We start from the raw sequence: 13,973 nt of genomic DNA on the forward strand, positions 1-13,973 counted from the left end.
TTTTCAGACTGACCCCAACCAAATCAGTGACTTGGGAGAGGAGTTACTTCCAAAAAGTTTCTAAACGAGACGCGCCTGTTCCAACGCAGCCCTGACGAATCCAGCGAAAAGCGGGTGGGGATCGAAGGGTTTGGATTTCAATTCCGGATGGAATTGCACCCCCACGAACCATGGGTGGTCAGGACGCTCGACGATCTCCGGAAGAAGCCCGTCGGGAGACATGCCCGAGAAGATAAGGCCCTGCTTTTCCAGCGGAGCCATGTAGGCACCGTTGACCTCGTAGCGGTGACGGTGGCGCTCCGAAATCGTGGTGGCTCCCCCATAGATGGTGGAAACGTGGCTGTTGGCAGTAAGCTTCGCTTCGTAAGCGCCCAGGCGCATTGTCCCGCCAAGGTCCCCGCCGGCTTCCCGGGTCTGGAGCCCCTCCTGCGTCATCCATTCGGTAATGATGCCAACCACCGGCTCGCTCGTTTCGCCGAACTCGGTGGAGCTTGCCTTATCGAAGCCGGCCGCACGAGCCCCTTCGATGCAGGCCATCTGCATTCCGAGACAGATCCCGAAGAACGGAACATTGCGCTCACGCGCAAAGCGCACCGCAGCGATCTTGCCCTCGCTTCCGCGTTCACCGAATCCGCCTGGCACGAGGATCGCGTGCATCGGTTCGAGCTGGGCGGCGATGTCGCTGTCTCCCTGCTCGAAGATTTCCGCATCGATCCAGTTGATGTTGACCTTCACCCGGTTGGCCATGCCGCCATGGACGAGCGCCTCGTTGAGCGACTTGTAGGCGTCCTGAAGGCCGACATACTTGCCGACCACGCCGATGGTGACCTCGCCCTCGGGGTTCTGATGGCGATCGACGACGTCGTACCAGCGCGACAGGTCGGGTTCGGGCGCGTCGGTGATGCCGAACCCACGCAGCACTTCGCTGTCGAGACCTTCCGCGTGGTATTGCAGCGGGACCGAGTAGATAGAAGGCGCGTCGAGGGCCGGGATTACCGCTTCCTTGCGGACGTTGCAGAAGTTGGCGATCTTCTGGCGCTCGCCGTCCGGTATCGGATGCTCGGCGCGGCACAGCAGCACGTCGGGCTTGATGCCCAGGCTGGCCAGCTCACGGACCGAGTGCTGGGTCGGCTTGGTCTTCAACTCGCCCGCAGCCTTGATGTAGGGGACCAGCGTCACATGGACGCTCAGCGACTGCAGTGGCTCTAGCTCGTTCCTCAGCTGGCGAATCGCCTCCATGAAAGGAAGGCTTTCGATGTCACCGACCGTACCGCCGATCTCGCAAAGGATGAAATCGTGGTCGCCCTGGTCGGCGAGCGCGAATTCCTTGATCGCATCGGTGACGTGCGGGACCACCTGCACCGTCGCGCCGAGGTAATCGCCGCGGCGTTCCTTGGCGATGATCTGCTGGTAGATCCGGCCCGAAGTGACGTTGTCGCCCTGGTGCGCAGAAACGCCCGTGAAACGCTCGTAATGGCCGAGGTCGAGGTCGGTCTCCGCTCCGTCGTCGGTCACATAGACCTCGCCGTGCTGATAGGGACTCATCGTCCCGGGATCCACGTTAAGGTAGGGATCGAACTTACGAATGCGGACCTTGTAGCCGCGCGCCTGGAGGAGGGCAGCAAGCGATGCTGCCATCAGACCTTTGCCAAGCGAGGAGACCACGCCGCCGGTGATGAAAATATACCGCGCCATGGGAGTCGGGCCTTAAGCTGAGGATTGGAGTCGGGGCAAGCGCAAAGCCATGCGAATTGCGCCGCATTTGCGGCGCAATCCACAATTCGCGCTGCGGTTGTGGTTATTCGGCTACGTCGGCCAGCGGATCGGCGGCCGGAGCAGTCTCTGCTGCCGCAGGAGCGGTCGCCGGCTGCTCGCCGGTGGTTGCCGCGCCGAGCGGATCGACCGGCTGCGATGGTGCAACCGCTCGATCAAGAGTCGATTCGAGGCTGTTGTTGCCCGAGTTCTTCACTGCGACTGCAGCAAGGGCGATCGACAGAACAACGAAGAGAATGGCCAGCCAGCGGGTCGAGCGGGTAAGGAAATCCGCCGCGCCGCGCGCGCTCAGCATGCCCGATGGGCTACCGCCGATGCCAAGGCCGCCGCCTTCCGAGCGCTGCATCAGGATAACACCGACAAGAGCGGCTGCGACGATCGCCTGGAGGACGGTGAGAAACAGAAACATCGAAAGGGGTACTCTTCAAGAATTCGGATCAGTCGCGCATCTAGGCGCGCACGAGCGAAACGACAAGGCCGTGCGGCCCTGCCGCCCCGATCAGGCCTCTTCGGCTTCGGAAGCGCCGACGACGATGCCGAGGAAGCTCTCGGCGCTGAGGCTAGCGCCGCCAACGAGTGCCCCGCCGACTTCCGGCGTCGAAAGAATTTCGCGCGCATTCTCGGGCTTCACCGAACCGCCGTAGAGGATGCGGACCTGTGCGGAGACATCCTCGCCATAGGTATTGTCGAGAAGCGCACGGATGGCTCGGTGCATCGCCTCGATGTCCTGTGCAGTGGCGGTGCGTCCTGTGCCGATCGCCCAGATCGGTTCGTAGGCGATGGTCAGGCGCTCCGCCGGGTCACCGAACGCCGGCAACGCAGACTTGAGCTGGCGCAGAACGAAGTCCTCCGCATCTCCGGCATCTCGGGTTTCCAGCGTTTCGCCGCAGCAAAGGATGACCCGAAGACCCGCTTCCAGGGCTGATTCGATCTTGGCGTTGATGAGCTTGTTAGTCTCGCCGTGGTCCTGGCGACGCTCACTGTGTCCGAGAATTACGAACTTCGCTCCCGCGTCAGCCAGCATGGATGCGGCGATGTCGCCGGTGTGCGCACCTTCTGCTCCGGGATGGCAGTCCTGCGCGCCGATGCCGATCTGCTCAGCTTCGCGGTGGACCGCATGAATCAGCGTGTAGGGAGGAGCCAGAGCGACCTCGACCTTCATGTAGCGCTGTGCAGCGCGGTCAATGGCGCGCGCTTCCGACAGCATGGCGCGCGTGCCGTTCATTTTCCAATTGCCAACGATGTAGGGCCGTTCGGCCATTGCGAATTCCTGCGATGAATGGATGTTTGCGGTCCGCTATAGGGGCCAAGGTGTAGGCTTCGCTAGACAAGCTTTGTTTGCGCGTCAAAACCCTTTCGCACCTGTTGCGGGGAGGTCGCAGGGCGGATAAAGCGCCCACTCGACGAAGGGCCGCTCGCACATGGGAAGCCCGCCAATCAAGCTTACGGGATCGCCCGCAGACCATGCTCCAGTTCTTCCGCAACATGTTCAAGACCAAGCTGGGCCTCGCGCTCGCATTGGTTTTCCTTGGCCTCATCGCATTGGCCTTTGCCAGTGCCGACGTGTCCAGCACCGGGACCTTCGGTGGTGTGGCTGGCGGCGACCGGGTGGCGGTTGTCGGGGACCAGAAGATCGGCACCAGTGATCTAATCCGCGCTGCGAACAATGGTCTCGACCGGGTGCGCCAGGATCGCCCGACGATCACGATGCAGACCTTCGTCGCCGAGAAAGGTCTCGAACAGGTCCTGGATGCGCTCATCGACCGGTTTTCGCTCAAAGGCTTTGCCGAGAAATACGGAATCAGGGCCGGCGCGAACCTGGTGAACAGCGAAATCCGGACGATTCCGGCGTTCCGCGGTCCCGACGGAAATTTCAGCGAGACTGCCTATCGCCAGGTTCTCGCACAACAGCGCATTACAGACGCGCAGGCGCGTGACGACCTTGGTACTTCGCTTCTCTCGCAACAAGTGTTCATGCCGGCATCGTTCGGCGCGACGGTCCCGCAAAAGCTGGCCTATCGCTATGCCCAGCTATTCAAGGAGCGCCGCCAAGGGACGATCGCCCTGCTTCCTTCGGCTGCTTATGCGCCGAAGGGTCCCGTATCGGACAGCACGCTCAAAGCATTCTATGATTCGAACCGAGCGCTCTTCGTGCGCCCAGAGCGGCGCGTTATCCGTTTCGCCACTTTCGATGCCGCTGCGCTTGGAGATCGGGTCAATCCCACCGACGCGGAAATTGCGGCCCGCTACGAGCGCGACAAGGCGCAGTACGCTGCCAGCGAAACACGCAATTTCACCCAGATCATCGTTCCGACAGAAGCAGCGGCAAAGTCGATCCGCCAGCGTGTTGAAGGGGGCGCATCGCTTGAAGCGGTAGCGCGTGAGGCAGGCCTTCGTGCTGCTCCGGTGACCGAGGTCGACCGCAAGGCATTGGCCGGCCAGGCTTCCGAAGCAGTGGCCAAGGCGTATTTCAGCGCAGCACGGGGATCGGTCGCTCAACCGGCTCGCAGCTCCCTCGGCTGGCACGTTGCCCGGATCGATTCGGTCAATTCCAAGCCGGCTCGCACGCTCGCGCAGGTGCGCGGCGAGATCGAAGATGCCCTCCGCACAGAGAAGCGATCGACGGGCCTCGCCAACCTCGCCATCGAAATCGAAGATCAGATTAGCGACGGGGCAACGCTCAGTGAAATTGCTGAGGAGCGTGGTCTCGAGCTTACGACAACCCAGCCCGCTCTCGCCGACGGTCGCATCTATCGTTCGCCGAACGAGACGCTACCCGCAATTCTTGCACCTGCACTTTCGACCGCCTTCCAGATGGAGGAGGAAGAGCCGGAGATTGCACCCTTGGCCGGTGGTCAGGACTATCTCGTTTACGAGGTGAGCGACATCACCCCAGCTGCGACTGCGCCCTTCGGGGAAATCAAGGAAGTCGTCGCGCAGAGCTGGCGCCAGGCCGAAGGCATGAAGGCAGCTCAGGCTGCTGCGGACAGGATACTCAAAAAGGTGCGGAGCGGCACGACACTTGCTGCGGCCCTCGCGGCCGAAAAGGTCGCACTCCCGAGTCCCGACGCAGTCAATCTGACGCGTGAACAGCTGGCTGCAGAACGTGAGCGTCGCATCCCTCCTCCGCTGGCCCTCCTCTTCAGCATGGCGGAAGGAACCACGAAGAAGCTCGAAGGCCCCAACAAGGCTGGCTTCTATGTCGTGAACCTTGCTGATGTGACGATGGACAATCTTGCCAAGGACGATCCCCTGATCGCACAGGCACGAACCCAGATGGGGCCACTGCTAGGCGACGAGTTCGCCAAGCAGCTGAGCTTCGCCATGCGCGATGAACTGGGCGTCGAGCGCAACCAGTCGGCCATCGACGCCGTTCGCAAGCAGTTGCTCGGCGAGAATTGAGGCGCGCTTGACCGGTTTGCTCGAAGGCGAAGGGCGGGCACGCGCCGAGCTGGAGGCAGGCCGCGCTGCGCTCGTCTGGCGCAAGGTCGTGGCCGATACAGAGACCCCTGTCGGTGCAGCCCTAAAGCTGTTCGAGGAGGGACGCGGCGACTTCCTGCTCGAATCCGTCGAGGGCGGCGAGGTGCGCGGACGCTACAGCCTCATCGGCCTCGATCCCGATCTCGTCTTTCGAGCGACGGGCCAAAACGCCCAGATCAATGCCGCTTGGCGCAGCAATCGCGAGGCATTCGAGGCCTGCGACGCGGGCACCCTTGACGCACTCCGAACGCTCGTGCGTGATTGTCGCTGTGACGTGCCAGAAGAGCTGCCCCCTGCCCTCGCCTGCCTCGTCGGCTACTTCGGGTACGAAACGATCGGGCTTGTAGAGAAGCTACCCAGACCTGCGGATGAAGCGCTCGAGTTGCCCGACATGTTGTTCGTTCGGCCCACCGTCATCCTCATTTTCGACCGACTGAGCGATGCGCTCTACTGCATTGCACCAGTCTGGCAGGGTGGATCGGTCGAAATCGCAGCGGATCGCATCGACGAGGTCCTCCGCAAGCTATCCCGTCCCACGGCGCTCGAACATGTCGACGCCAGCGCGCATCCCGAGCCGGCATTGTCGCCGACAATGCCCGCCGCAGATTACGAGGCGATGGTCCTGCGTGCGAAGGAATACATCACTGCGGGCGACATCTTCCAGGTAGTGCTGTCACAGCGCTTCACCTCGCCCTTCGAACTGCCGCCGATGGCGCTTTATCGCTCGTTGCGCAGGGTGAACCCTTCGCCCTTCCTCTATCTGCTCGACCTGCCCGGCTTCGCAGTCGTCGGTTCAAGTCCTGAAATTCTCGTGCGCGTCCGCGACGGCGAAGTGACCATTCGCCCGATTGCAGGAACGAGACCACGTGGCGCTACTGCTGCAGAAGATCGGCTTGCCGAACAATCGCTTCTGTCCGACCCGAAAGAGCGTGCTGAGCACTTGATGCTCCTCGACCTTGGCCGCAACGACGTCGGCAGGGTCGCCGAATCCGGCAGCGTTACAGTCACCGAAAGTTTCACCGTCGAACGTTACAGCCACGTCATGCATATCGTCAGCAACGTCGTCGGTCGTCTGGCAGAAGATCGCGATGCGCTGGACGCGCTCTTCGCAGGTTTCCCTGCGGGCACTGTTAGCGGTGCCCCCAAGATTCGAGCGTGCGAAATCATCGCGGAGCTCGAGCCCAGCACCCGCGGCCCCTATGCCGGGGGCGTGGGGTATTTTGCGCCCGATGGTTCCGTCGACAGTTGTATTGTCTTGCGGACCGCAGTGGTGAAAGACGGCGAAATGCATGTGCAGGCAGGTGCAGGGATCGTCGCCGACAGCGAGCCAGCTTATGAACAGCGCGAATGCGAAGCCAAGGCGGGGGCCCTACTCGCTGCGGCAAGAGAGGCGGTTCGCCTAGCCCAGGAGCCCGGTTTCGGCCAATGAAGACGACGACTATCGCCATCCTTTCTCTGATGGCCCTGACGGCCTGCGAAGCGCAGCCCGAAGGGAAGCCCGTGGCGCGGACTCGGATTGACGGCAAGGCCGATGCCGCGACGCCGACACCCACTCCCAGTGTCGCGAGCGCTGTGGAAAGTGCCTGTCGCTCGATCATTTTCGAAGATGCTCCCCTGACGCATTGCCTCGCAACGCCTTCGCGCCACACCATCTCGATGGATCTGGGTCCTAGCGGAGAAGCTCCCTATCGCAGCCTGAGCGAGTTTGCGAAAACGCATTCTCCCGACAAGGTTGCCTTCGCAATGAACGCCGGAATGTTCGACGACGAGGGCAAGCCGATCGGCTATTTCGTCGAGAATTCGGAGCGTCTGAAGGAGCTCAACACCGCCGACGGCGAAGGCAATTTCCACATGAAGCCGAACGGCGTGTTCTACGGTACCAACGGAGAATGGCACGTCCGTACGACCGACGATTTTCTTGCCAACGTCAAGGACCGACCTGTCTTTGGGACACAATCTGGACCCATGCTGGTCGTTGACGGCAAACTCCATCCCGAAATTACCAATGACGGCCCATCGCGTCTTGTGCGCAACGCAGTGGGCGTCGACGATCAGGGCCGCGCGCATTTCGTTATTTCCAATGCGCCGGTCTCTTTCGGCAAGATCGCGCGATTCTATCGTGACGAGCTCAAGGTGAAGAACGCTCTTTACCTCGATGGGACCGTCTCGCAGCTGTGGAACCCGGCGACCGACCGGCTCGATACGGGCGCCCCTATCGGTCCGATCGTCGTCGTTGAGAGGAAGGACGCGGAATGACCCAGGAACGCCGCACGCTCTATCCCGAAATCGAGCCTTACGAGACGGGTATGCTCGAGGTTGGTGACGGCCACACAATCTACTGGGAAAAGGTCGGTACGCCAGGTGGCAAGCCCGCGGTCTTCCTGCATGGCGGCCCCGGCGCCGGATGCAGCCCGGGCCAGCGTCGCCAGTTCGACCCGGCGCTGTACGACGTCTTGCTGTTTGACCAGCGTGGCTGTGGCCGCTCGACTCCGTTCGCCTCTCTCGAGCACAATACAACTTGGCATCTCGTCCGCGACATGGAGAAGCTGCGCGAGATGTGCGGGCATGAACAATGGCTCGTGTTCGGCGGCAGCTGGGGTTCGACGCTTGCGCTGTCCTATGCCCAGACCCATCCCGACCGGGTGAGCGAACTGGTCCTGCGCGGCATCTTCCTCGGCCGCCAGATCGAACTCGACTGGCTTTGCACCTTTGGCGCGAGCGAACTCTATCCCGAGGAATGGGACAATTTCGTCGCCCATGTCGACGAGGACAAGCAGGACGACCTGGTCGAAGCCTATCGCGACCTGCTCGACGATCCCGATCCCGAAGTGCGCAAGGCCGCCGCTGCGGCGTGGAACCGCTGGGAGGGTGTGACCTGTACGCTCCTGCCGCAGGAAGACACGGTCGACCACATGGCCGAAGGCGAGAACGCCGTCGCCACCGCGCGGATCGAGAACCACTATTTCCGCAATGGCTGTTTCCTTGAGGAAGGGCAGTTGCTTGATAATGCATGGAAGCTGGCGGACATTCCCGGCGTGATCGTGCAGGGGCGCCACGACTGCTGCACCCCGCCCCGCTCGGCGTGGGATTTGAAGCAGGTGTGGCCCGAGGTGGAACTGCAATTGGTGCCCGACGGCGGCCACCTTTACACCGAACCTGGTATCACCGACGGGCTTGTGCGTGCGAGCGACAGGTTCGCTGGCAAGCAGGCGTGACGTCAGGTCCAGCTTATCTTGCTTGATAGAGCGGCCCCGCGCCGCCATTGACGCCACGAATGACCGACAGCCGCACCATCCTTGTCATAGACAACTATGACAGCTTCACCTTCAACCTGGTCCATTACCTCATGGAGCTTGGCGCAGGCGTGGAGGTGGTGCGCAATGACGCCATTTCGGCGGGGCAGGCGATTTCCAGCGGGGCAGCGGGCTTCCTGATCTCGCCCGGACCATGCACGCCTAACGAGGCCGGCGTCAGTCTCGACCTCGTGGCGGCATGCGCCGATGCGGGCAAACCTCTGCTCGGCGTATGCCTCGGGCACCAGTCCATCGGGCAGCACTTTGGCGGCAATGTGGTCCGCGGCGGGCTGATGCATGGCAAGACGTCACCCGTGACGCATGACGGCAGCGGCGTCTTTGCCGGATTGCCGTCACCCTTCACCGCCACCCGCTATCACTCGCTGGTGGTCGAGGACATTCCCGACGATTTAGTCGTGAACGCGACAAGCGAGACGCCGGGCCTCGACGGCAGCAGCGTGATGGGATTCCGCCACCGCGAACTGCCGATCCACGGGGTGCAGTTTCATCCCGAGAGCATCGCCACCGAGCACGGCCATGCCCTGCTCGCGAACTTCCTCGCGCTCTGCGGGATCGAGGCGCGCGAAATCGCATGAAGCACCTGCCGCTTGCCGTTCCGCACATGACCGAAAGCGAGGCCGAGGAGGTCTTCGGCTGGATCCTCGACGGCGATGCCAGCGACGAGGAGATTGCTCGCTTCCTCCTCGCCATGACCGAGCGCAGCGAGACCGCGGACGAGATTGCCGGTGCGGCGCGGGCCTTGCGCGCGCGTTACATTCCGGTGGCCGGGCCGGACAATGCGATCGACGTCTGCGGCACCGGCGGCGACGGGCACCACACGCTCAACGTCTCGACCGCAGTTGGCCTGGTGGTTGCGTCCTGCGGCGTACCCGTGGCGCGACATGGAAACCGGGCGATTTCCTCGCTTTCGGGTGTGGCCGACACGCTCGAAGTACTCGGGCTCGACATGGCGGCAGCAGGGCGGACCGCGGAAAAGACGCTGGCCGAACTCGGCATCTGCTTCCTCTTCGCACCCAATCACCATCCGGCGATGGTGCGCATCCAGCCTATTCGCAAGCAGTTGGGCCGTCGGACGATCTTCAACCTCATGGGGCCGCTGTCGAACCCGGTCGGGATCAAGCGTCAGCTGATCGGCATCGCGCGCCCGGGCTACGTCTCGATCTATGGCGATGCGACGGCGCGGCTCGGAACCGAGCGAACCTTCATCGTCTCGGGCGACGAGGGGCTCGATGAGCTGAGCCTCGCCGGCGGCAACGAGATGGCGGACGTCACCGGGCACGAATTTGCCATGAAGCGCGTCGATGCGACCATGGCGGGGTTGGATCACGCTCCGCTCGAGGCGATCCGTGGCGGGGATCCGGCACACAATGCGAAGGCACTGGCCGCGCTGCTCGACGGCGAACAAAGCGCCTATCGCGAGACGGTGAAGTTCAATTCCGCCGCCGCGCTGATGGTCGCCGGGCGTACTGACGACTGGGCCGAGGGTGCTGAGCTGGCGGCCGAAGCACTGGATTCGGGCGCTACGAAAAGACTCCTATCGCGCTGGATCGAGATGGCCCGATGAACAAACTGATCGAAATCTGCGCCACCAAGCGCGAGGAAGTCGCTGTGCGCAAGGCGATGCGTTCACTTGCCGACCTTGCGGCATTGGCCAGCGAGCAATCCGCACCTCGCGGTTTCAGGACATCACTTGAGAAGGCGCAGGCTGATGGCTTCGGCCTGATTGCAGAAGTGAAGAAAGCTTCGCCATCCAAGGGATTGATCCGGGAAGACTTTCATCCGGCTCAGCACGCCCGCGACTACGCCGCAGGGGGTGCCGCTTGCCTCTCCGTACTGACCGATGCGCCGTACTTCCAGGGGCACGAGGATTACTTGGTCGAGGCCCGGGCTGCTTGCGGCCTTCCGGTCCTGCGCAAGGATTTCATGGTCGACCCGTGGCAAGTTGCCGAAGCGCGCGCCATTGGCGCCGACGCGATCCTGATCATCGTGGCTGCGCTCGAAGATGCGGAGATGCGCGAGATCGAAGCTGCCGCGATCGAACTTGGCATGGACGTGCTTGTCGAGGTTCACGACGAATCCGAAATGGAGCGAGCGTCAGCGCTCGAATCGCGCCTTATCGGAGTCAATAATCGTGATCTGCGGACGTTCGTCACCGACCTCGCGACTACCGAAAGGCTGGCTCCCCTGGCGCCAGAGGGCACCTTGCTGGTAGGGGAAAGCGGTATCGCAACGCATGCCGATTGTGTCCGGCTCGCTAGTGCCGGGGTGCGCAGCTTCCTCGTCGGCGAGAGCCTGATGCGACAGGGCGACGTCGCATCTGCTACGCGCGCACTGCTTTGCGGCTAGCGGGACGTACCGCGAACACTTGTTCCACACCCGATAGCTCGAAAATGGCTGAATTGCTTGACTTGGCGATTCGAGTTGCCTAATTGTTCCACATTCGTTCACACGGTTGTGAACAGGCGACACGGGAGTTTCGCAGTCATGCTGACCGCCAAGCAGCACGAGTTGATCCGCTTCATCCAGCAGAAGCTGGAGGAGACGGGAATTTCGCCCAGCTTCGAAGAAATGAAGGAGGCGCTCGACCTCAAGAGCAAGTCTGGCGTCCACCGCCTGATCTCCGCGCTTGAAGAACGCGGGTTCATCCGGCGCCTGCCCAACCGGGCTCGTGCGCTGGAGGTCGTGAAGCTTCCGGAAGACGCAGTAACCAGCTCGTCACGCCCGCGGGCTGCAAATGACGCGGTGATCGCTGCTGCCGCACCTCGCGCTCCGGCCCCAGCTCCGGCCAACGACATCATTGACGTCCCGCTCCACGGCCGCATTGCCGCGGGCGCGCCGATCGAGGCCATCGAAGGTCAGTCGAGCATGCCTGTCCCGGCTGCACTGCTCGGTCCGGGTGAACACTATGCGCTCGAGGTGTCCGGTGACTCGATGATCGAGGCAGGGATTTTCGACGGTGACTTCGCCCTCGTCCGCCGCACGGACAGTGCTCGTGACGGAGAGATTGTCGTGGCCCTCGTCGACAACGAGGAGGCGACGCTCAAGTACCTGCGGCGTGAGGCGGGTCGTGTCCGCCTCGATCCGGCGAATGGGGCCTACGAGCCGCAGATTTACGAACCGCATCGGGTCAAGGTTCAGGGCAAACTCGCAGGCCTGCTACGACGCTACCATTGACCGGAGACGACACTGCGCTCGAAGGAAGCTCAGTGTCCGGCAAATGTCTTTGCGGGATTGCTTGCGGCGCGCTCTTCTTTCGGGAAAGGCGCGCCGTTCTTCTTCCAGGTTCGCTCGTGCGGTGACCACCAGCCATGCCCGCCTTCTGCTTGGGCGACCGTTTCGATCCGTTCGCCAGAAAGGTAGAGGGCAGTTCCACCCTCCCGATCGAGAAAGCGCCGATCGATCCGCACCCATCGCGGTTTGCACGAGCGCGGAAGGTATCTCGGCGCGATTACGATATCGACTTGTGCGCAGGCGGCCGCCAGCGCTCTTTCCTCGATCAGGTTACGGCTCCGGGCGATCAGCAATCGCCAATCGCGCCGCGATCGCTCGATCGTCACGATGCAGAAGTCATCGCTACATCTCGCTTTGTTCCAATCCGCCAGAGCATTGGGCTCGCTCCTTGTTGCGGCGATCTCCATGAGGTTGTCCCGCGCGTAGCCGCCCTTGCTTTCGCGCAGGACGATCAGCGTTTCTCCTGCTTCCACAATGCCAAGGTCCTGCCCGTCGCGCGTGACCAGCACGTCGGGCATCGGGGCGACCAGCATCCAAAGCGTTCCAACCATGACCGGGACCAACCCCCACAATCTCTTGTTCCCGTGCCACAGCGCCAGCCACAGCGCCCCGGCTACGAAGAGAAGCATGGCCGTCAGGGGAACCGGGGGCGAAAGCCGCACGGCCCCTGGCTGGTCGGCCACGAAATGCGCGATGGCAAGCAAGGCCTCGATCGACTTGCCGGCGAGCCACCAAACCGGTGCCCCGGCTCCAACCACATCGAGCATCAGGGCCAAAGCAACCAGCGGCATGGAAACGAAGGTCACCAAGGGAATTGCCAGCAAATTGGCAAATGCGCCGTACACCCCCGCACGGTGAAAGTGGAACAACACCACCGGCATCAGCGCCAGTTCGATGACCATTCCGGTCACGAACAGCATGACCAGGCGTCTGCCCCATTTGCGCAGCAGCCCCTCGTCACGGGGAGTCAGGAATTGCTTCACCGGATCGCAGTTGTGCAGCGCTACGATGGCGATCACGGCGGCGAAGCTCATCTGGAAGCTCGGCCCGACGAGAGATTCTGGCCACAGTAACAGGACTGCCAGCGCTGCCACTGCGACCATGCGCATGGACAAAGGCTCGCGCCCCAATGCCAATGCGATCAGTACCAGCACTGCCCCGATACAGCTGCGAACAGTCGGCACCTCCGCGCCTGTCAGCAACGTATATGCGATCCCCATTCCCGCACCGACAACCGCCGCCACCAATGGCAGACGGACGCGCAGGGCCAACCATGGCCACAGCGCAAGCAGCCGCAAGGTCAGGACATATGCAGCCGCGATGACTGCGCTGACATGCAATCCGCTGATCGAAAGCAAGTGCGTCAGGCCAGCATCGCGCATGGCCTCCTCGTCCGCTTCTGAGATGGCTCCGCGATCTCCGCTCGCAAGAGTAGCTGCAATAGATCCGGCCCCTCCGGAAAGCCGGGCCCGCACGAACTCGGAAAGGCCTCGCTGTATTCCAGCGAGGTTCGCACTTCCCTCCCCGGGGCTCTCAACCAGTTGCACATCGCCGGCCACCGCACCAGTCGCAGACAATCCGTCGAACCAGGCACGCCGGGCGAAATTGTAGGCCCCGGGAACGATTGGCGGGGCCGGCGGCATCAGGCGCGCGGCAAAGCGTATCCTTGCGCCCTCCCGGAAGGCCAAGGAGTCCCGCTCAAGGGGAAGGTTTATGCGATAGGCAAGCGCCCTGCCGGTCTCCGGATCACTCGCCGCGACCGTAAGGCGCACCCTTCCCTCGGCCGGTTGCTCATCGCGTTCGATTATCCGGGCGTCTATCCGCTCGAAGCGCGGTGAAGGAATGGGCTCGGCTCCGATCAACTCCGAGCGCAGCCAGACCACCGCGATGCCGGCTACAATCGCCACAGCAACGGCAACCGTGGCATAGAGCAGGTGAGCGCGCCCATCCCGGCTCCGCCACAATGCAATTGCAGCCGCGGAAAGGAGGGCCAGCATGCCCATGGCCGCCAACCATTGATAAGGCGAGGCGAGACCGAACCAAACCCCGATACCTGCTGCGAAACCAACGGTAATCCATGGCCCGCGATCGAACCTAGCCGACGCGAGCAACCCTTCCGCACCCTCCGCGAATCTGGACAAGAGCGCGCGCATGCGCCAAGGGCGCGGCACGACC

At 62.7% G+C, this 13,973-nt stretch carries 12 protein-coding genes; 8 read left to right on the plus strand and 4 right to left on the minus strand.

All coding sequences use genetic code 11. The features are described 5' to 3' along the window. Nucleotides 1-60 precede the first annotated feature (60 nt). The 3 genes from pyrG to tpiA all read right to left on the minus strand — a co-directional run bounded on the left by pyrG (nucleotide 61) and on the right by tpiA (nucleotide 3,034). Nucleotides 61-1,695, minus strand: a complete 1,635-nt coding sequence (gene pyrG, locus IRL76_RS05940) for a CTP synthase (protein WP_200983864.1) — start codon at nucleotides 1,693-1,695, stop codon at nucleotides 61-63. A gap of 103 nt (nucleotides 1,696-1,798) precedes the next feature. Then, a complete protein-coding gene (secG, locus tag IRL76_RS05945) occupies nucleotides 1,799-2,182 on the minus strand; it encodes a preprotein translocase subunit SecG (protein ID WP_200983865.1) in 384 nt (127 codons plus the stop codon). Between the two features lie 90 nt (nucleotides 2,183-2,272). Then, nucleotides 2,273-3,034, minus strand: coding sequence for a triose-phosphate isomerase (gene tpiA / locus IRL76_RS05950; protein ID WP_200983866.1), 762 nt, complete (start codon nucleotides 3,032-3,034; stop codon nucleotides 2,273-2,275). A gap of 203 nt (nucleotides 3,035-3,237) precedes the next feature. Here tpiA and IRL76_RS05955 point away from each other — a divergent pair, with 203 nt between their 5' ends. The 8 genes from IRL76_RS05955 to lexA all read left to right on the plus strand — a co-directional run bounded on the left by IRL76_RS05955 (nucleotide 3,238) and on the right by lexA (nucleotide 11,741). Then, nucleotides 3,238-5,175: a peptidylprolyl isomerase gene (locus IRL76_RS05955; RefSeq protein WP_200983867.1), complete on the plus strand. Its 1,938-nt coding sequence runs from the start codon at nucleotides 3,238-3,240 to the stop codon at nucleotides 5,173-5,175. Nucleotides 5,176-5,182: 7 nt separating this feature from the next. Further along, nucleotides 5,183-6,682, plus strand: a complete 1,500-nt coding sequence (trpE, locus tag IRL76_RS05960) for an anthranilate synthase component I (protein WP_246450021.1) — start codon at nucleotides 5,183-5,185, stop codon at nucleotides 6,680-6,682. After that, nucleotides 6,679-7,509 (plus strand): phosphodiester glycosidase family protein, encoded by an 831-nt coding sequence (locus IRL76_RS05965; RefSeq protein WP_200983869.1) that lies wholly within the window; start codon nucleotides 6,679-6,681, stop codon nucleotides 7,507-7,509. The genes trpE and IRL76_RS05965 overlap by 4 nt, the downstream gene beginning before the upstream one ends. After that, entirely contained in the window at nucleotides 7,506-8,468 is a 963-nt protein-coding gene (gene pip, locus IRL76_RS05970; protein ID WP_200983870.1) for a prolyl aminopeptidase, read from the plus strand. Before IRL76_RS05965 ends, pip begins: the two co-directional genes overlap by 4 nt. 59 nt (nucleotides 8,469-8,527) lie before the next feature. Then, the gene (locus tag IRL76_RS05975) at nucleotides 8,528-9,142 is read left to right on the plus strand and encodes an anthranilate synthase component II (RefSeq protein WP_200983871.1); all 615 of its coding nucleotides are present in this window, start codon (nucleotides 8,528-8,530) and stop codon (nucleotides 9,140-9,142) included. After that, entirely contained in the window at nucleotides 9,139-10,131 is a 993-nt protein-coding gene (trpD, locus tag IRL76_RS05980) for an anthranilate phosphoribosyltransferase (RefSeq protein WP_200983872.1), read from the plus strand. The genes IRL76_RS05975 and trpD overlap by 4 nt, the downstream gene beginning before the upstream one ends. After that, complete coding sequence (trpC, locus tag IRL76_RS05985) at nucleotides 10,128-10,913, plus strand: indole-3-glycerol phosphate synthase TrpC (RefSeq protein ID WP_200983873.1); 786 nt, start codon at nucleotides 10,128-10,130, stop codon at nucleotides 10,911-10,913. The genes trpD and trpC overlap by 4 nt, the downstream gene beginning before the upstream one ends. Before the next feature lie 138 nt (nucleotides 10,914-11,051). Continuing rightward, nucleotides 11,052-11,741, plus strand: coding sequence for a transcriptional repressor LexA (gene lexA, locus IRL76_RS05990; RefSeq protein WP_200983874.1), 690 nt, complete (start codon nucleotides 11,052-11,054; stop codon nucleotides 11,739-11,741). A gap of 29 nt (nucleotides 11,742-11,770) precedes the next feature. On the opposite strand, the gene IRL76_RS05995 is transcribed toward lexA, so the two are convergent. Beyond that, the gene (locus IRL76_RS05995; RefSeq protein ID WP_246450022.1) at nucleotides 11,771-13,795 is read right to left on the minus strand and encodes a ComEC/Rec2 family competence protein; all 2,025 of its coding nucleotides are present in this window, start codon (nucleotides 13,793-13,795) and stop codon (nucleotides 11,771-11,773) included. Nucleotides 13,796-13,973: the final 178 nt, after the last annotated feature.

The sequence above is a fragment of the Qipengyuania soli genome (assembly GCF_015529805.1).
Classification (GTDB): Bacteria; Pseudomonadota; Alphaproteobacteria; order Sphingomonadales; family Sphingomonadaceae; genus Qipengyuania; species Qipengyuania soli.